Raw genomic sequence first — 20,764 nt, forward strand, 5'->3', positions numbered from 1 at the left:
CCTCATGATTGTACGTTTTCTGGAACTGCTAAATGTCTCGCGATATAGCGGCACATTTCTTTTTCGAAATTACCGTAAGTGTATAAGAAAATATCCAAACCTTCTTTTTGGTAAAGGCGAGTTGGATCTTCTTGTTGATATTGTCTTAAGCCAATACCTTCTTTCAAGTGAGTCATTGCATCTAAGTGATTTACCCAGTTTTGATCTAGGAAGTGTAAACCAACGTAGCGCAGTGATTGTTGTAAATCCGCATGGTCATTTAATTCTTGTACACGCCCTATATAGCTAGAAATTGTATCTTTTAAAACGATTTGTAAATCCTCAGGCGAATGTACGTCGTTCGCAGATAATGGCGGCAAAGTTTCAGCCGGTAAAACTTCTTTAATAGATGCTGTTAAACTAGTGAAATCCCATTCTTCAGGAAGCATTCCTTCGAAAAGGTGCTGCTTAGCAATTGCATCCACAGAGTGTTCAATCATTGGAATAACGAGTTCTATCATATTTGTTTCTTCTTTTAGAAGGTTGTTACGTAGTGTGTATATAACATTACGTTGATCATTAATTACGTCATCTAATTTCAAATTATATTCACGCATTGAGAAATGACCACCTTCACAAATTAATTGTGTACGGTTGATGAAATCATGAACTTTAGGCGCGTTAATAAGTCCCGTTTTGTCAGGTTTCAGTGATTTTATTAGCTTTTCTATTTCTTCATGAGCAAAGCGTTTTAGCATCTCATCTTCTAAAGATAGGAAAAATTGAGAGCTTCCCGGATCACCTTGTCGGCCAGCTCGTCCTTTAAGTTGGTTATCAACACGGCGAGATTCATGACGTTCTGTTCCAATTACATGTAATCCACCAAGGGCGTGGACACCTTCACCTAGTAAAATATCAGTACCTCGGCCTGCCATATTGGTAGCAATTGTAATTTGACCTTTTTGCCCAGCAGTTGCAATTAAGTCTGCTTCTTGCTCTGCACTTTTAGCGTTTAATAATTGATACTTTATGTTTGCCTCATCTAAATAACGAGCAACAGTTTCAGATTGCAGGATAGACATCGTCCCAATTAAAATAGGGCGTCCTTGCTTATGCTGTTTTAGAACTTCTTCACGCACAGCTTTATATTTATCATCAGCTGTTACATATACTACGTCATTTTTATCTTCACGAAGAAGAGGACGGTTTGTTGGAATTGGAATAACTTCCATATTGTATACACGGTTGAATTCTTTTTCTTCCGTTTTTGCTGTACCTGTCATACCTGATAATGCCGGATACATACGGAAGAAGTTTTGAATTGTAATAGAAGCTTGTGTTTGGTTTTCTTCTGTAATTTCTAAACCTTCTTTTGCTTCTAGTGCTTGATGTAAGCCGTCACTTAAAGAGCGACCATCCATAACACGTCCTGTGAAAATATCTACAAGTAGTATTTTTTCATCATGCACAATATAGTCCACGTCAAGCTGGAAAGCGACATTGGCACGTAATGATTGAATCATATAATGGTATAGAGTTTGATGCTCTAAATCATATAAGTTATCGATGTCAAATAAATCTTCTATTTTTGTAATACCGTCTTCTGTAAAACTAGCTGATTTCGATTCTGCATCGTATGTATAGTGAAGGGTATCTTGGAATGATTTAATAACTTTTGCACATAAATAATGCAAATCAGAGCTACCTGATTTCTTCCCAGCAATGATAAGTGGCGTTTTCGCCTCATCAATTAAAACGCTATCAATCTCATCGATAATAGCAAAGTGATAGGGGCGCTGAACTTGCTCATTTTGTGAAGAAGCCATATTATCGCGAAGATAGTCAAAGCCAAACTCTGTTCCAATACCGTATGTAATATCAGCTTCGTACGCAAGTTTCTTTTCAGAAGGATCGATTTGAGGAATATTTAATCCAACTTGTAAGCCGAGAAATTCATGGACTTGGCCAATTAACTCTTTATCACGCTTCGCTAAGTAATCGTTTACAGTAATAACATGAACGCCTTTTCCTTCAAGGGCACGTACATATGTTGGGAGAGAGGAAACTAATGTTTTTCCTTCACCAGTTGGCATCTCCGCAATATTACCTTCTAGTAATACAAGTCCTCCGATTAACTGCACATCGTAATGGCGTAATCCAAGCACACGTTTTGCGGCTTCACGTACAACAGCGAATGCTTCTACTTTTATGTCATCAACTGTTTTACCATCCTTAAGCATACTTTTGAATGTGACAGTTTTGTGACGTAATTCTTCGTCAGGTAAATCAGACATTTGTTTTTCTAAATCATTAATATCTTGAACGAGTTGTTCATATTTTTTTAGCTTTCTTTTTTGAGAATCTCCTAACAATTTCTTTACCGAATTCAGCATGTTGCAAACACTCCTCTTACTGACAATAGCTACATTATAGCACATGTTTATCTTGAACAAGTAGAAGTAGTAAATTGAAGAAAAAACTGGATAAAAATACGCGTATCTTGCACATATTATATTTGAAGCATGAGAAGAAAGAGAGTATTCAATTTATAAGAAATTTGGTATGATAACTAAATGAGATAAAGTGATAATTCTCAAGATGCATGAACAATACGGATTTAATATTTTATGTAGATTATATATTGAAAGAAAAGAGATAGAAGATGAATAAAAAGTTTGTAAAAGGCGCTGCGATTTTAACCGTTACAACGTTTATATCGAAAGTAGTGGGGAGTTTTTTTCAAATTCCATTGCAAAATATAGCAGGGGATGAAGTACTTGGGATTTTTCGCCTTGTTTTTCCTGTATATATGATAGCCTTAACTTTATCAGTAGCGGGAGTCCCGCTAGCAATATCCCAGTTAATAGCTGATCTTCATGAAAAGAATGATCGTGACGGAATAGCTAAATTGTTTACGTCCGCATCTATTATCGGTGTTATATTTGGGGTGCTCGGATTTTTAATTATTATCATTGGATCGAGTAGCATTGCAAATATGCTTGGTGGACAAGAGACGAGGCTAGCATTAATTATTACTTCGTTTGCTTTATTAATCGCACCGTATATGGCAGTGTACCGTGGATATTTCCAAGGGTTCGGAGATATGATACCTACCGGTGTATCACAAGTAATTGAACAGTTGATTCGCGTGTTCTTTATGCTAACAATTGCTTATATATTTGTATATTGGAATAAAGGTAGTGATATCATAACAGGCGGAGCGATGATTGGTTCTTGCTTTGGTGTTATTACGTCACTTATATATTTGCGAGTGAAATATGTGAAAAGCACGTATCGCTATAAGAGTGAAACATATTCATTACAAGACTTTAAGAAAAACGCGAAAAACATACTCCGTGTTTCAGTTCCTATTGCAATTGGAGCGTTATCGATGCCTGTTTTAAATTTAGTTGATTCTGTAACAATTCCACATGTATTACATGAATCTTCTACAACGATTCAGGAACAATTTGGTATATATAGCCGTGGTTTTGCATTTACGCAATTAATTGTTGTATTTGCAAGTGCGATAGTATTTCCGTTAATTCCATTATTAACAGCTGCTTTAACAAAAAAAGATATAGATTTAGCTAAACTGACAGTAAAACGTACAAATGAGTTTGCGCACGTTTTAACAATGCCAATAACGATATGGCTTATGGCGCTTGCAGTACCGCTTAATGTTGCGTTATTTACAGATACAAAAGGAAGTGGCATGTTAGCTATTTTAATTGGTAGCTCGTATTTCACATCACTTATGGTATTATCAATAGGAATCTTGCAAGGGATTAATCGTTCGATGCGAGCAGCATGGATTGTCATCGGTGCAAGTTTTGTAAAAATTATATTAAATATAGCGCTAGTAAACCAATTCGGTATAAATGGAGCAGCGTATAGTACTCTAATTATTTATATAATGATTTGTATTGCAAATCATATTTATATTAGAAAAGATCTTTCCTATCCAATAGCTATAGGGAAATTTTTGGCTGTGATTGGAGTATCTAGTATTTTAGGTATAGCATTATACTTTGTGTCTACATTAATCAATGTGACAGATTCCAGGATTTTAGCAATGATATATAGTGCCGTAGCGCTAAGTGTAGCTTCAGTATTATATGGCATATGTGCATTGAAACTAAACTGGATATCGAAAGAACAAATTCCATTTTTACGTAAATAAAATCGTTTATTATAGAAAATGAAAAATATTATAAATAGGTATGACTTGTTAGATGTTTGTGAAAGAAATCAATTTGAAGTTATCAAACCTTTCTCGGCAAGGAATGGATAACAATTTGTTTAATTACAAAAAGAGTTGATTGCGAAATGTTGGAGGAGATTAAGAGTGCGGTTAGTTTTATCAGGATATTATGGTTTTTATAATGTTGGGGACGAAGCAATTTTGCAATCAATTATTAAAGCGCTACATGAAGAGGATCCTACTCTTGAGCTTGTTGTACTTTCAAATGACCCTGACTATACAAGTAAAATGTACGGTGTAGAAGCAGTAAATCGCTGGGATATAAGAGCAATTTACCGAGAAATAAAGAGAAGTAATGGTTTAATTAGCGGAGGCGGAAGTCTCTTGCAAGATAAGACAAGTATTAAGAGTATTTTATACTATACGGGTATTATGCGGCTTGCTCGTTTTTTGAAAAAGCCGTATTATATTTACGCCCAAGGAATCGGACCTATTACGAAGAAGCAAAATCGTTTATTAGTGAAATGGCATGTATCAAAGGCTGAATATATATCAGTGCGTGATGAAGACTCTTTTTTGTACTTAAAAGAAATTGGTATTAAGAAAGACATTGAACTTGTTCCAGATCCAGTATTAGCTTGTCAGCCAGAAGAAAAGAAATCCGATTGGCTTCAAAAACATTCTCTGCAAGGAAAAGTCGTTGCGGTTAGTGTAAGGTACTGGGATGCAAAAGAAGATTATATGAAGAAGTTAGCAGATACGCTGAAAAAGCTTAAGCAAGAGGGATACCATATTTTATTTGTACCGATGCATGGACCATTTGATCAAAATGCATCAAGGGATATCATTAATTTGATGGGAGAAGAAGCGCACATGCTCCCTTATAAAATGGATATTCATGAGAAAATCTCTATTTTATCAGAATGCTCTCTTTTAATAGGGATGAGACTTCATGCTCTTATATTATCGGCAGTTGCAAACACACCTATGATTGGGATTTCATATGATCCAAAGATCGATTCATTTTTACAACAAGTAAATCAGCCGATTATTGGGAATGTGGATGGAGACTGGACGACAGAAACATTACATAGTATGGCGATTAAACAATTAGAGCAAACAGTATATGTACAGGAAACGTTAGGACAAAGGGTAGAGGAATTGCGAGAACAAATTTCCATAGCGTCCAAATATATTATTAATGACTTACATGCAAAAGAGTCTATAAAAAGAGGAATGGAATCTTAGAATGAGAGGCCATTCCTCTTTTAATTCAATAATTGAGTGGAAAGAAGGACAGGAATCACCTGTTCTTTTTTTTGTTATGTAAGTAAGAATTTGAAAGAGAAGCGTATGAAAGAAAAAATAAAAGGTCGACAAAAATATAAAAATGTAGAATAATGTCGAAAAAAATAACGAGTTGAAGTTTTAGTTGTTCCTGAATAGGTATGTTTTTATCTTGAAATCTTAACATTAGCATATAGAGAATATCGTTATAAAGCGTTTTATATAGAAACACCTGACTGATGGAGCGGGTTTTGTTCAAAAAAACGAATTTAAGAATAATGTCGAAAATTTAAAAAATATAGTGTCGATTAATGTCGTAATATCTTTATAGTTAAATATTGAAATTGCAAACGCTTTTCTGCTATAGTTGTAAATGGTTATATAAATATTGCTCAAATGTAGTTCTGATGCATTGTTTCGTACATTTAAAATATTCTGTTATTATAATCAGGTTATTTGAATTTAAAGTCGAAAAAAATGGACGTTAGAATTACGAAAATTCACTTTTTTGTCGAATTTAAGGATTTAAATTCGAATAAAAATGGTGTATTATTCTATATTGTGGAATCATTTCTACATATAGGATATTTTAACTACATTTATATTTACTAGTTTCAACATTAAATAGAATATCTATTTAAAACATTACGGAACTAGTATTACATTCCTGAAGGAGGAAATATATAAAATGGCAAAGACTAACTCTTACAAAAAATTAATCGCTGGTACAATGACAGCAGCAATGGTAGCAGGTGTTGTATCTCCAGTAGCAGCAGCAGGTAAAACATTCCCAGACGTAGATGGTCACTGGTCTAAAGAATCAGTTTACTACCTAGTAGAAAAAGGTGCTATCGCAGGTAACGACGATGGTACATTCGCTCCTGATCGTGAAGTAACTCGTGCAGAAGCAGCTACAATGATGGCTAAAATCTTAAACTTACCAATCGATAAAGATGCTAAACCATCTTACACTGATTCTCAAGCACACTGGGCTACTCCAATCATCGCAGCTGTTGAAAAAGCTGGCGTAGTTAAAGGTAAAGGTGAAGGCAAATTCGATCCAGACGGAAAAATCGACCGCGTTTCTATGGCATCTCTACTTGTAGAAGCTTACAAATTAGATACTAAAGTAACTGGTACTCCAGCAACTAAATTCAAAGATTTAGAAGATAGCTGGGGTAAAGCGAAAGCTAACATCCTAGTTGAATTAGGAATTTCTGTTGGTACTGGCGACAAATGGGAGCCAAACAAAACTGTAACTAAAGCAGAAGCAGCTCAATTCATTGCTAAGACTGACAAGCAGTTCGGACAAAAAGAAGAAGCTAAAGTTGAGTCTATTAAAGCAATCAACGCTAAAGAGATCGAAGTTAAACTTGGTGCTACAGTGAAAGAAGAAGATGTGAAGAACGCGAAATTCACTCTTTCTCAAGGAGCTAATAACGAAATAAAAGTTACTGCAAAAATCGGTGAAGATAAAAAATCTGTAATCTTAACTTTAGAAGGTACTAAAAAACTTGAGAATAACAATGCTTATGTTGTAACTGTTGAAAATTTAAAAACTGCTGAAGGTAAAGAAATTCCAAAGGCATTAGAAGTTATCTTCTTTAACGATGAAGTAGCTCCAACTGTATCTACAGTATCTACTCCAGAAGGAAAAGTTAAAGTTGTATTCAGTGAGAAATTAGATACAAATAAACCTGTTAGAGTAGTAATTAACGGTCAAGAAGTTGCAGGAGCAGTTAAAGATAATACTTTCACTTCTACTAACGCTTTAAACCTTGAGAATGGTAAAGAATTCTCAGTTATCGTAACGGGTGCTCAAGATTTATCAGGTAACGCAATGGAAATGTACGAAGGTAAAGCTACTTACAAAGTAGAAAAAGACACTACAGCTCCAGAATTTAAAGATGTTAAAGTGAAAGAACTTGTTGAAGGTACAGCTACTTTAGAAGCTACATTCTCAGAAGAACTTTCTGCAGCAGGTAATGTAGTTGTTAAAAAAGGCAATAAAGTAGTAGAAAGTGCTACAATTGCTCTTGATCAAGATAAAACTAAAGCAATCGTAACAGTACCAACTGCTCTTACAAAAACTGAAACAGCTGCAAACCTTACAGTTGAATTTGTTGGCTACAAAGATTTAGCTAACAACGTAGGTAAGCAAGTATCTAAAGAAGTAAAAGTTACAAAAGACGTTGTAGCTCCTAACTTCGTAAAAGCTGTAGCAGAAAAAGAACAAGATAAAGCAGCTACATTTACATTTGATAAAGAAATGGATATTAATAAAGTCAACAAAGCACACGTTCGTGTTATTAACCAAGATACAAGTGAAGATGTAACAAAAGATGTAGCAGTAACAGAAGTTAAAGATAATAAAAAAGCTATCACTTTAACATTCCCAGCTGAAGGTAACTACAAAGTTGCTGCTTCAAAAGGCTTCATTACAGATACAGCGGGTAATGAATCAGCAGCATTCACTACAGAAGTAAAAGTTGCGAAGAAAGATACTGTAACACCACCAGTAGTAGATAAAGTAGCTCCAAAAGTAACAAATGATGATATTGCATTTAATAAAGAGCAAAATACTGTTACAGTAAAATTCGATAAAGAAGTAAAAGGTGGCCAAGCTGCAGAATCTGCTGCTAACGTAAACAACTACACATTAGCTGGCGCTAAATTACCAGAAGGTACTTTAATTACTCTAACTAATGAAAAAGAAACAGTAGATGGAAAAGAAAAAATTAAATCAACAACAGCAACAATTGAACTACCAAAAGCATTCACTTTCGAAAAATCAGAAACAGTGAAGTTCACAGTAGCTAATGTTGCAAATGCATCTGGAGTAAAAATGGGTACAACAAACCTATTATTAAAAATTGAAGATACAAAAGCTCCTGAATTCAAATCAGCTAAAGTTACAAATGTAGGGAAACAAGAAGTAACTCTTACATTCTCTGAAGCTGTAAAAGTTGATGCAACTGATTTTGAATTCGACTTAAATGGTGTTCCATTTACAGTAGCTACAGCTCCAACAGAAGCTTCTAAAGAAGTAGTACTTGGGCTAAAAGCTAAAAATGATGCTGATGTTAACTTTGCAACTGGTACATTAACGCTTAAAGCTAAAGAGCTTAAAGATAATGCAACTTTAAATACAGTTGATACAGCAAATAACAAACTTGTTGCTTTCAAACCAGTAACAGTAGCTCGCTAATTGAAATTTATTTCAATGGAAAGAGCCCACATTATGTGGGCTCTTTTTTATGGTCTAATTTTCATATAAAACGATCTCTGAAAAACAGATCATATTTTGAAGATTAATAGTTAATTTTATTGAGAAATAAATTGACAGCGTTTTCAAAAATGGAAAACCACCCCATTAATATGTAAATCTTTTGTAAATTCACACCTTTTCTCGTTAAAAAAACATTCGAAAAGAAGAAGAAAATGTCGAATTACAATAATTTAAGTCGAATATAGTCTGAAAATTGTATTTATTGTAAAAAATATTTAGGTGATGAAGTGGAAATATATGCTATAATTCCAATTGTGTATTTGATATGAAAAATATACGAAGAGCAGTGTGAGTAGTTTTATAGGAAAAAAGTTTGTTCATTTCTATATTTTAGTATTATTAATATCTTAATAATACGATCAAAAGACCGAATTATCAGAATGTGTCGAATCTTCTTTTGAGAAAGTTCTTGATAACGAATAGTTTTGTATAGTATGATGAACTTGTTTCAAAAAATGGTATTTAAACCTTATATTTACATTTAACGGTTTGTATCATTTTATTATGTGAACTACTTTATAGTATTTTGTAGTTTTGTTTATGTTCTTATTGTTTTATGGCTTTTTTAACTAACTAGTTTTCAAATTACATATGATATGAAACTAGTAGCACATAGTCCTGAAGGAGGAAATTTATAAAATGGCAAAGACTAACTCTTACAAAAAAGTAATCGCAGGTACAATGACAGCAGCAATGGTAGCAGGTGTTGTGTCTCCAGTAGCAGCAGCAGGTAAATCGTTCCCAGATGTTCCAGCTGATCATTGGGCATTAGATTCTATCAACTATTTAGTAGATAAAGGTGCAATCAAAGGTAAGCCAGACGGTACATATGGTCCAGCTGAAGCAATTGATCGCGCTTCTGCAGCTGTAATTTTCAGTGAAATTTTAGGTTTAAAAGTTGATGAAAATGCTAAACCTTCTTTCAAAGATGCTAAAGATTCATGGGCTGCTAAATATATCGCAGCAGTTGAAAAAGCTGGTATCGTTAAAGGTGATGGAAAAGAAAACTTCTATCCGACCGGCAAAATTGATCGTGCTTCATTCGCATCTATGTTAGTAAGTGCTTATAACTTAAAAGATAAAGTTAACGGTGAGTTAGTTACAACATTTGATGATTTAAGAGACACTTGGGGTGAAGAAAAAGCAAACATCCTAATTAATCTTGGAATCTCTGTAGGTACTGGCGGTAAATGGGAGCCAAATAAATCTGTATCTCGTGCAGAAGCAGCTCAATTTATCGCATTAACAGATAAAAAATATGGAAAAAAAGATAATGCACAAGCATATGTAACTGATGTGAAAATTTCTGAACCAACGAAATTAACATTAACAGGAACTGGCTTAGATAAACTTTCTGCTGATGATGTAACTCTTGAAGGAGACAAAGCTGTTGCGATTGAAGCAAGTGCTGACGGTACATCTGCAACTGTAACACTTGGTGGTAAAGTTGCTCCAAATAAAGATCTTACTGTAAAAGTGAAAGATCAATCATTCGTAACGAAATTCGTATACGAAGTTAAAAAATTAGCTGTTGAAAAACTTACATTTGATGATGATCGTGCTGGTCAAGCAGTTGCCTTCAAATTAAATGATGAAAAAGGTAACGCTGATGTTGAGTACTTAAACTTAGCAAACCATGACGTCAAATTTGTAGCAAATAACTTAGACGGTTCACCAGCAGAAATCTTTGAGGATGGAAAGTCAACTTCTTCTACAGGTAAACTTGGTGTTGGTCTTTCACACGGTGATTACAAAGTAGAAGTGCAAGTTACAAAACGTGGTGGTTTAACGGTTTCTAACACAGGTATCATTACAGTGAAAAACCTTGATACACCAGCTTCTGCAATTAAAAACACTGTATTTGCGGTAGATGCTGATAAAAATGGTGTAGTATACGGTAATACACTTACTGGAAAAGACTTCAAGCTAAACAGCCAAAATTTAGTTGTTGGTGAAAAAGCACAAATTCATAACGTAGTTGCTACAATCGCTGGAGAAGATAAAGTAGTTGATCCAAACTCAATTAGCATTAAATCTTCAAATCATGGTATTATCTCTGTAGTAAACAACTACATTACTGCTGAGGCTGCTGGTGAAGCTACACTTACTATTAAAGTAGGCGATGTAACGAAAGATGTTAAATTTAAAGTAACTACTGATTCTCGTAAATTAAAATCAGTAAAAGCTAACCCAGATAAATTACAAGTTGTTCAAAACAAAACATTACCTGTTACATTCGTAACAACTGACCAATATGGCGATCCATTTGGTGCTAACACAGCTGCAATTAAAGAAGTTCTTCCAAAAACAGGTGTAGTTGCAGAAGGTGGATTAGATGTAGTAACGACTGATGCTGGTTCAGTTGGTACAAAAACTGTGGGTATTACAGGTAACGAAGTAGGCGAAGGCACAGTTCACTTCCAAAACGGTAATGGCGATACTTTAGGTTCATTATATGTGAACGTAACAGAAGGTAACGTTGCATTTAAAAACTTTGAACTTGTATCTAAAGTAGGTAAATACGGCGAATCACCTGATTCAAAACTTGACCTAAATGTTTCTAACAAAGTTGAGTATCAATTATCTAAGTACACTTCAGAGCGCGTATACTCTGATCCTGAAAACTTAGAAGGTTATGTAGTTGAATCTAAAAATCCAGCAGTAGCTACAGCTGAAATTGTTGGAAATAAAGTTGTTGTTAAAGGTTTAAAACCAGGTAAAGTTGATATCCACTTAACGAAAAATGGTGCAACTGCTGGTAAAGCAACACTAGAAATCGTTCAAGAGAAAATCGCTATTAAATCTGTAAACTTCAAACCAGTTCAAACAGAAAACTTCGTTGAGAAGAAAATTAACATCGGTACTGTATTAGAGCTTGAAGGAAGTAACCTTGATGATATCGTTAAAGGTATTAACTTAACGAAAGAAACACAACATAAAGTACGCGTTGTGAAATCTGGTGAAGACCAAGGTAAACTTTATCTTGATACAAATGGCAATGCTCACTTCGATTTATTCGATCAAGAGCTTGGTCATGTAACAGTATCTCAAACAAGTGATTCTGCACTTCCAAACTTCAATGCAGACATCTACAATACTTTAACAACTAAGTACACTGACAAAGGTACATTAGTATTCAAAGTATTAGGTGAGAAGGATGTTCTAACAAGCGAAATCGGTTCACAAGCTGTACACGTGAACGTGCTTAACAACCCAAATCTATAATTCGATTATAGATAAAGTGAAAAGTCAGTGGGAATGAACCCCCACTGACTTTTTGCTGCCCGCAAATAGCGGAATTAATACAAAGAAGCCTCTTGTAAAAAGTACAAGAGGCTTCTTTTAGTGTTTAAATTTAAACATCTCACCACTCAAGTTCGAATCACTATACACAAACAATACCATGTTAATGTTGTTGTCTTTAATGTATTGATATACATCCTTTTCGTGATAGTGACGGAGGTCAAGGATGGATGTGTGTTTAAAGCTTTGTGCTAAGTGAGGCACGATTGCGTTTGCGAATGAATCTTTTAGGACTAAAGCTCGTACATTATTTGGTGCATTGTTATTTTCGATGACGATTTCTGGATAGTCGTTTGTGTAATAACCTGCGTATGATGTTGTATCATTTTGTTTTTCTACACCGTATATTGCGTCTAAGTTTTGATAAACATTACCACCCGCATCTTTTGCGGCTACGCTCGTGAAGTTGAAACCGTCTTTCGGTGTGTAGTAGCATAGTTTTTCTCCAGTCGCATCGATCAGCTGGTATAGCTGGTTGTTAAAGCTTCCGACTAGATGTTTATTGGGAGCACACGTACGAGTGTAATCTTCTTTTTTTATTTCTTTTCCTTTATATATAGAAGATTGTTGCGCGATTGTGTTCATTATATATTGATAGCCTAAGAAGGCGCCATCCATATTCCAGTGATGGTCTGTTTTGAAGTACATACTTTGTATTTCTTCATTTGTATAGTTTTGCTTAAAATAATCCATGAGTTTAATTGGCTTTACGTCCGCCGGAAGTTTGTTTAGAAAATAATTTAAATTTTCCTGTGCATATGTGTGAACATGAGAAGGTAATTTAAATGATAATGCATTCGTTTTGGATGGTGGTAAAGCAAAGTAAAACTCAATATTTTGTTCTTTTAAAAACTGAGATAAGTCGTTTACAGCTGGCATAGCTTGGTCGATTTCATTATATTTTGTAGTCCAAGCAGGGTTTTTTAGAAGCCATTTATCATCAGTTAGAATAATATCGTTAATGAGAGACTTGCCCATTTTAATTTGAGTAAGTGTATAGTTTTTTATGAGATCATCTCTTCCGATTAATTGATCGTTTGTATATGTCTCAAAGTCTTTAAAGAAGCTTCCTTTTACAAGGGCTTCTTTTGTAAGAGCTGGTTTTTGAGCGAGCGGACGATTTTCAACGGGTGAAATTGCTCGGTCAGTTTTGAGAAGCGATAATATGCCAAATGAAAAGATAATGGTGAGAAAACCGATAAATAGGACGATGTTCCCCAATTTTTTCATAATAACTTTTCCTTCCTACATAAAGTGAAACTTTAATCAGTGGGGGTTTTGTTCATCCCCCACTGATTATTAGTTGAACCAATCGGGCTTTTACGGGCAGCCCGCCCCCTACCTAACTTCGTTGCTTTCGCTGAATTTTGAGGTGGGGGTCTTACTGCCCGGCGAATAGCGGGATAAGTTAAAACCTGAAGTAAATAAATGGATTATAAGTCGAATTAATTAAATACATAATCGAAATCATAAATAATGATAGTAATAATATAGGACGTACAACTTGCATCGTGAACATGTACGTTTTGGGTGCAAGTTCTAATATGTTTTTAACACGTTTCAAAATCGGTGTCGCTGCGATAAAGGCAATGATAAATATGACAATGTATTCATGTATATATAGCATTGTGTTGTCATCGATGAAAGATTGTCTTTGCATGCAAAACATCGCTTTTAAATATTGGAACGAGTAAGCGAAGTTATCAGCTCGGAAGAAGACCCAACCGATCATAACGATGATTAGTACATATGCATGTTGCAGCGGCTTCCATAGCCTATTTAATATTTTCTCAAATCCAGCTTTTTCAATGGAAATAATAAAGCCGTAATATAATCCCCAGGCGATAAATGTCCAGCTTGCTCCGTGCCATAAACCGGTTAATCCCCATACGATGAAGAGGTTACGATAATTTGCTAGTTTGGAAACACGGTTTCCGCCGAGCGGAATGTATATATAGTCGCGGAACCAAGAACCTAGTGTAATGTGCCATCTTCTCCAAAATTCTGAAATAGATTTCGAGATGTATGGATAATTGAAGTTTTTTGGGAAATCAAATCCGAACATTTTTCCAAGTCCAATTGCCATATCAGAGTATCCTGAGAAATCGAAATAGATTTGAAGTGTATAGGCGATAATACCGATCCAAGCTGTTCCAACACTCATTTCAGACGGCGGTAAGGCAAAGATTTTATCTGCGACAAACCCGACTTGATTGGCGATTAACATTTTTTTTGCTAGTCCTAAGACGAAAATTTGAATACCTTCTGTAAATCGTTCAAAAGAATGGATGCGCGTTTTAATTTGCTCAGCAACGATATTGTAACGAACGATTGGTCCGGCAATAAGCTGCGGGAAAATTGATATATATAACGCTAAGTTAAGTGGATTCTTTTGAACTGCGCCATCTCTACGGTATATATCGATGACGTATGACATCGCTTGGAACGTATAGAATGAAATTCCAATTGGTAGTGGAATAGGTTCCACATGAATAGATAAGTGTAATGTTTGATTTAAAATGTCTGTGAAAAATGAAATATATTTAAAATAAGAAAGTAATAAAATATTCCCGACCACAGCCATAATTAAAAATGTGACTTTCATATTTTTTTGTTTATCATAATGATGCACGAGTAGGCCGAAGCAGTAGTTTAAGAGAATAGAAAAGAGCATTAAGAGGACGAATCGAGGTTCTCCCCATGCATAGAAAATTAAACTAAATGCAAGTAATACGAAATTACGTAGCTCGGCACGCACTATAAAATAGAAAAATAATACGAGAGGTAAAAAGATAAATAAGAAAACAGAACTACTAAATACCAAAGGACTCTCCTCACTTTTTCAAAAATACATTTCGTGCAAAAAACCGACATTTCTATTATATATTTTTTTATATAAAAGCGCCTTTAATATTTTATCATGTTAATAATTCGATTAAAATGATTAATATATATAATAGAAGAAAAGAGGAGCGGAATCCTTTTGACACTCACTATTTGGATAAGATAAGATGAATAAGGTGTGATTTGTTTGGAAGGGAAGAGATGGTGTGTTATTTAACTCATTTGAGTTTATTTTTTTATTTTTACCGATAGCATTTCTTTTATATTTTCTATTAAATAAATTTGGACATGCTACATTAGCGAAAGCTTGGCTCGTTGCGGCCTCTTTATTTTTCTATAGTTATTGGAATGTGAAATATTTACCGCTTATGTTAGTGTCGCTCATTGTGAACTACTTTATCGGAATGAGGCTCGTAAAACATAAGAGTAAATTTCTTTTAACGGTAGGATTAATGTTTAATATAGGGATGCTTAGTTATTTCAAGTATTATGATTTTTTCTTACAAAATGTGAATGCATTAATTGGAACTCATTTTACATTATTATCATTAACGTTACCGCTCGCGATTAGTTTCTATACGTTTCAAAAGATCGCATTTTTAGTAGATACGTATCGCGGGGAAACGAAGGCATGTCATTTTCTTGATTACGCATTGTTTGTAACATTTTTCCCACAGCTTATCGCAGGGCCGATTGTACATCATGCGCAAATTATGCCGCAGTTTGCGGATAGTAGTAAAAAGAACTGGCAATCGAAGTATATCGTTCTTGGGATATTCGTATTTGCAGTTGGTATTTTCAAGAAAGTAGGTATTGCAGATGTATTATCACCCCTTGTACGTGAAGGGTTTGATGTACAGCAATCATTAACATTTGTTGAAGCATGGCTTTCGTCGTTAGCGTTTACGTTCCAGTTATATTTTGATTTTAGTGGATATAGCGATATGGCAATTGGAATCGCTTTAATGTTTAATATTAAATTACCTCAAAACTTTAATTCGCCGTATAAAGCAGTGAATATACAAGATTTTTGGCATCGTTGGCATATGACGTTAAGCCAGTTTTTAACGAAGTATGTATACATTCCTCTTGGTGGGAACCGAAAAGGGATTACGCGTACATACGTGAATATTATGATTATATTTTTAATAAGTGGACTTTGGCATGGAGCTGGTTGGACATTTATTTTTTGGGGTTTTCTGCACGGTTTGGCTTCTGTTATTCATCGTTTATGGAGTAAAGGAGGAGGGCGTATGCCAGCCTTTGCTGGTTGGTTCGTTACGTTTTTCTTCATTAATATAACGTGGGTATTCTTTAGGGCAACATCTATGTATGATGCAGTGAAAGTGTTAAAAGGAATGTTCGGACTAAATGGAATCGAATTAGCAAATAGCGTATTCCCGGCATTTATAATAGAGAAGCTGCAATTTTTAAAAGAGTACGGTGTTTCATTTACAGAAGGGTACCATGTTTCTTTATTAGATCCGACAATGGTAGCGTATATTTTCGGAGCGTTATGTATTAGTTTCTTCTTAAAAAATTCAATTCAGTTAAAAGATTCATTCCGTCCGAATGTATGGACTGCTTTATTTACTGCAGTATTGCTCGTATATAGCGTGTTACATTTAACGAGTATTAGTGAGTTTTTATACTTTAATTTCTAGGTGGAGAATATGAAAAACAAACATTGGCTTATTTTCGTTTTTGTATGTGTTTTTGTTCCTCTGGCAGGTGTCGGGATATTTAATAGCTATATAGATTCACTTTGGTTATTCCCGCATAAAAACAAGTGGAATGATGTTCAGTACGGGTTTAACGAGAGACAACAGAAAACGAATTATATAACATACCGTCCGTTTACATATGATGGAGTTATACTTGGAAGTAGTAGAACGACTTTTATCAATGAGAATGACTTCACCGGGTTAAACGCATTTAATTATGCGGTAAGCAGTACAGACCCGCGTGAATATGATGCATATATTGAATATGCAAAAGAACAAAAAGGTAGTGAACTCGAGTCTATTGTACTTGGTTTAGATTTCCTTGGAACGAACAAAAATAGGGAAATTGGTTTTGATAAACCAGAAGCGTATATTAATCAGGCGCAAAGTTTATTGTATCCGATTAAATCGTATGTAAGTATGGACGGGATTACTTATTCAAAGAATACAATTGCAAATTCCACTCATCATAGTACGAATCTTGACCGGTACAATCGAGAGAATATAAAATCGATGCGCGATTATACGAAAGAAGAACGTGATGCGCAAGTCACGGCGCAAGTAGATAAGTTTAGTAACGAGATTTATGGCGGGAATTATGAGTATCAAAATATGAAAGAAATATTAGGAACAGTAAAGGCCCATAATCCGAATACGAAGTTTTATATTTTTACAACACCTGTTTCAGAGCCTTTATTCCGTACGATGATTCAATCAGGACGATGGGAAGATTATAAAAAATGGCTTCATGACGCTGTAGATGTATTTGGAGAAGTTCACCATTTCATGTATCTCAATTCCGTTACAATGAATTTAGACAACTATATGGATGGGCATCATTTCAGACCGGAAGTTGGAAAGTTGATTGCGCATAAAGTTGTGAATGAAGAAGATAGCAACGTCCCGAAAGATTTCGGTATTGTCATTACGAAGGATAATATTGATGAAGTGTTGGAGCAGATTCATGCATCTTTTCAATAGGGAAAGTTTGAAAGGCTAGATCATAATGTGATCTAGCCTTTTTTTGTAGATTGCCGCTATTATTATATGTTGTCGGTAAATCGATATCTTCTGTAGAATCGTTAATATAATTTCATGTAGTACTTTCAACAGAAGAAGCAGCATCCATTTGGATGCTGCTTCTTTTATTCCGCCTCTAAATCAACAATTAAGTAAGCGAGTATAACAACGAAGAAAATACTAACGGACGGTGCTGTTAATACGTGCCCGGACATAAAGGCAATTCCAAGTGATAGTACAATGGTGCTAGCTAGTAGCATATATTTCACAGTTAATATTTTCTTGAAATTTGTAATGATGCTGAGTAATAATTTAATACCGAAGTAAAGGAATGGTAGGAAGTAAATAAGAGAACCGATGATTCCGAATGCAAAGAATATGTCATGGAAGTCCATTTCGATTAATTTAATTTTAACCGTATAGTTACCAGCATAGCCCATTCCGAATAATTTTTGTGATAGTGGTGCGTCTTTATAGTATTGTTTGTATACTTTTAAAAACTTATCGCGATCACTGTAAATTAAACTTTTCACTTCAGAGTCTGTTAGCTCACCTTTTGCGTGTCTTTTCTCTGCGTCTGGATCTTCTTTAATTACTTTTCCTTCTTTTCTATCCTTTTCTTCTTGTACTGATTTTTTGTATTCGTATATTTGCATGTGGATGCCCATATTTTTTGCGATAGGAGTATGCGGTGTAAGGGCAATTAAACCTCCTAGTACAATAGCGGCAACAACTGTATTTATGAGATATGTGAATCTTTTTCCTTCTTTTTTGCGATGAATCATATATTCAATGAATGAGAATAAAAGTGCCACGCCAAGCGTTAGAACAATTGCACCATACCCCACTTTCGTCCCGACCATAATACTTGCATACATCGCAAGTATTGTTGGAATCCAGTAATAGACTTTCGAGAAAGAAGTTGTTTTATGAATCGAATATAACACTACGATTGGGAACATAATTGCAAAAATAGAACTTAAATCATTTCCAGCAAAGAACCAACCTCTTGAACCAATCTTTGAGTGAGGATAGCTTGGGAAATCTGTACCCGTTTGCATGGCAACAATCAGTGTGATGCTTAAAATTAAAGTTGCATATAAGAAATATGTAATGATTTTATGAAACGTATATTCTTTATTTTTTAACTCTTTAAAGACGATAATATATCCAAACAGTAGCACAATTGGATATATGCTCTTTAAAATAAATTTCACTTCTTCGCCAAATGAAACTGGAGATTTAATCATCATATTATTTGCAAGACCAATTGCTAGTACGATCCCGAGTAGGCATAAATAGAGAATGTACTTTTTCGCCCCATGTTGTTTTCTATGAAGAAGTAGATAACCTAATGCAAGAAGCATAAAGGCGAAACGGACTACGATTCCAACTGTTGCGCTCATGTGTAATACATAGATTGAAAAAGACGTTAATAAATCTAAAATTGGTTGAAACACAATGAATAGCAATAGGAAATGCGGGAAGTAGTTATCCGTTTGTTTCAACTTAGTAACCATATATTCCTCCATTTCTTCATTCCTTTAGTTCAATACCCAAGAGATGGGGATAAAAGCCTTATTTACATAATAAGGCGAATGAATTTCAATATTTGTTTTTTTGCATCAAACTTAAGAATACACCATTTCATTGTAATGGTAAATAGATGAAAAGCATTGATAAACCGACTTTAATTTCTATATTTTTTAACGAAATTGTATGTTTTATACGGAGATATATATACAAATTATGAGGGTATTAGACAGAAAATTAAGAAAAAAGAAGGATTTTTCATGTGCTTTCTATAATTATATAAGTATAATCTTTATGTGGAAAAGAGGGGTATATATAATGGAAGTAACAAGTAAAACAGAATCTGTTGTTGTGAAATATGAAGGGCGCGTGGCGACGGTTATGGTCAATCGCCCAGAGGTTTTAAATGCATTAGATGAACCAACGTTAAAAGAGTTATTACAAAAGTTGAAAGAAGTGGCGGAAAGTTCTGTTCACGTTGTTGTGTTATGCGGAAGTGGCCGTGGTTTTTCTGCGGGTGGAGATATTAAATCGATGCTTTCAAGTAATGATGAAAGTAAGTTTGAAGGCATCATGAATACAATTTCTGAAATCGTTGTGACGTTATATACGATGCCGAAGCTTGTTATTAGTGCAATTCATGGGCCAACTGCTGGACTTGGATTAAGTATTGCATTAACAGCTGATTATGTCATGGCAGATATATCATCAGTTATTGCGATGAACTTTATTGGAATCGCTTTAATTCCAGATGGTGGTGGCCATTTCTTCCTTCAAAAGCGCGTCGGTGAAAATATGACGAAGAAAATCATTTGGGAAGGGAAGAAATTATCAGCGACAGAAGCACTAGATATCGGTTTAATTGATGAAGTAATCGGTGAGGATTTCCAAACGGCTGTGAAGCAAAAAATTAATGAATGGTTACAAAAACCAATCAAGGCGATGATTCAAACGAAACAAATTTTATGTGAAGTAAATCGTTCTAATTTAGAACAAACGCTTCAGCTCGAAAAGCGTGGTCAATATGCGATGAGAAAAACGGCTGATCATAAAGAGGGAATTGCTGCATTTCTAGAAAAACGTTTACCAGCATTTAAAGGGGAATAAAGTGAAACTTTAATCCGTGGGGATTTGTTTATCCCCCGCGGATTATTAGTCTTACTGCCCGTTAATTCGAGATAAAGGGAAGAAAGTGCTAACACATTTTAGTATAATTGTGTTAGCACTTTTTTTAGGAGTAATAAATGAAGAAAATGATCGGTGTTATCGTTATTATTTTACTTACATATTATGCTTTGCATAGTACACCATCTCTTGCGGTACGGGCTGCATTATTCTTTGAGGGACATCCAACTGTTGCTTTCTCTGGTGAAGTGAAGAAAGAACGGGATGTGAAAAAAGAGGCGATTCCTGATGAGTATCAAACCTTATACAGCAATAAGAAAGAAGAACCAGAGCATTACTTCTTTCCGGTAGTAAGGGCGCACGGATCAGGAATTGATATGTTAAGTGCTTGTGTGAAAAAAGAGTGGTTTTTCTATAAAGCAGAGCTTGGGTGTTATTAAAAATAGGAGGAACAGT

General features: G+C 34.8%; 12 protein-coding genes. 8 read left to right on the forward strand and 4 right to left on the reverse strand.

What is annotated here, in order from left to right:
* Positions 1–2 precede the first annotated feature (2 nt).
* Positions 3–2,372, reverse strand: a complete 2,370-nt coding sequence (gene secA2 / locus FT637_RS17580; RefSeq protein WP_193647388.1) for an accessory Sec system translocase SecA2 — start codon at positions 2,370–2,372, stop codon at positions 3–5.
* A gap of 269 nt (positions 2,373–2,641) precedes the next feature.
* Here secA2 and FT637_RS17585 point away from each other — a divergent pair, with 269 nt between their 5' ends.
* The 4 genes from FT637_RS17585 (at position 2,642) to FT637_RS17600 (ending at position 11,984) form a co-directional block, all read left to right on the forward strand.
* On the forward strand, positions 2,642–4,162 hold the full coding sequence (locus FT637_RS17585; RefSeq protein ID WP_193647389.1) for an oligosaccharide flippase family protein: 1,521 nt from the start codon (positions 2,642–2,644) through the stop codon (positions 4,160–4,162).
* Between the two features lie 165 nt (positions 4,163–4,327).
* On the forward strand, positions 4,328–5,431 hold the full coding sequence (csaB, locus tag FT637_RS17590; RefSeq protein WP_193647390.1) for a polysaccharide pyruvyl transferase CsaB: 1,104 nt from the start codon (positions 4,328–4,330) through the stop codon (positions 5,429–5,431).
* A gap of 727 nt (positions 5,432–6,158) precedes the next feature.
* Positions 6,159–8,678: an S-layer homology domain-containing protein gene (locus FT637_RS17595; protein WP_193647391.1), complete on the forward strand. Its 2,520-nt coding sequence runs from the start codon at positions 6,159–6,161 to the stop codon at positions 8,676–8,678.
* A gap of 720 nt (positions 8,679–9,398) precedes the next feature.
* The gene (locus FT637_RS17600; RefSeq protein ID WP_193647392.1) at positions 9,399–11,984 is read left to right on the forward strand and encodes an S-layer homology domain-containing protein; all 2,586 of its coding nucleotides are present in this window, start codon (positions 9,399–9,401) and stop codon (positions 11,982–11,984) included.
* A 117-nt stretch (positions 11,985–12,101) separates the two neighbouring features.
* Here the strand turns inward: FT637_RS17600 and patB1 are convergent, their stop codons facing one another.
* Positions 12,102–13,292 (reverse strand): secondary cell wall polysaccharide O-acetyltransferase PatB1, encoded by a 1,191-nt coding sequence (patB1, locus tag FT637_RS17605; RefSeq protein WP_193647393.1) that lies wholly within the window; start codon positions 13,290–13,292, stop codon positions 12,102–12,104.
* A 178-nt stretch (positions 13,293–13,470) separates the two neighbouring features.
* Positions 13,471–14,886, reverse strand: a complete 1,416-nt coding sequence (locus FT637_RS17610) for an MBOAT family O-acyltransferase (protein WP_193647394.1) — start codon at positions 14,884–14,886, stop codon at positions 13,471–13,473.
* Between the two features lie 226 nt (positions 14,887–15,112).
* Between FT637_RS17610 and FT637_RS17615 the strand changes: the two genes are divergently transcribed.
* Together FT637_RS17615 and FT637_RS17620 are read left to right on the forward strand one after the other, a co-directional pair.
* On the forward strand, positions 15,113–16,570 hold the full coding sequence (locus FT637_RS17615; protein WP_193647395.1) for an MBOAT family O-acyltransferase: 1,458 nt from the start codon (positions 15,113–15,115) through the stop codon (positions 16,568–16,570).
* A gap of 9 nt (positions 16,571–16,579) precedes the next feature.
* On the forward strand, positions 16,580–17,611 hold the full coding sequence (locus tag FT637_RS17620) for a hypothetical protein (RefSeq protein WP_193647396.1): 1,032 nt from the start codon (positions 16,580–16,582) through the stop codon (positions 17,609–17,611).
* A 164-nt stretch (positions 17,612–17,775) separates the two neighbouring features.
* Here the strand turns inward: FT637_RS17620 and FT637_RS17625 are convergent, their stop codons facing one another.
* Entirely contained in the window at positions 17,776–19,170 is a 1,395-nt protein-coding gene (locus FT637_RS17625) for an O-antigen ligase family protein (protein ID WP_193647397.1), read from the reverse strand.
* Positions 19,171–19,501: 331 nt separating this feature from the next.
* On the opposite strand from FT637_RS17625, the gene FT637_RS17630 reads away from it, so the two are divergent.
* The gene (locus tag FT637_RS17630) at positions 19,502–20,290 is read left to right on the forward strand and encodes an enoyl-CoA hydratase (RefSeq protein ID WP_193647398.1); all 789 of its coding nucleotides are present in this window, start codon (positions 19,502–19,504) and stop codon (positions 20,288–20,290) included.
* A 137-nt stretch (positions 20,291–20,427) separates the two neighbouring features.
* Positions 20,428–20,748 (forward strand): hypothetical protein, encoded by a 321-nt coding sequence (locus FT637_RS17635; protein WP_193647399.1) that lies wholly within the window; start codon positions 20,428–20,430, stop codon positions 20,746–20,748.
* The last annotated feature ends 16 nt before the right edge of the window (positions 20,749–20,764 follow it).

Source organism: Bacillus cereus (assembly GCF_015071065.1).
Lineage (GTDB): Bacteria > Bacillota > Bacilli > Bacillales > Bacillaceae_G > Bacillus_A > Bacillus_A cereus_BA.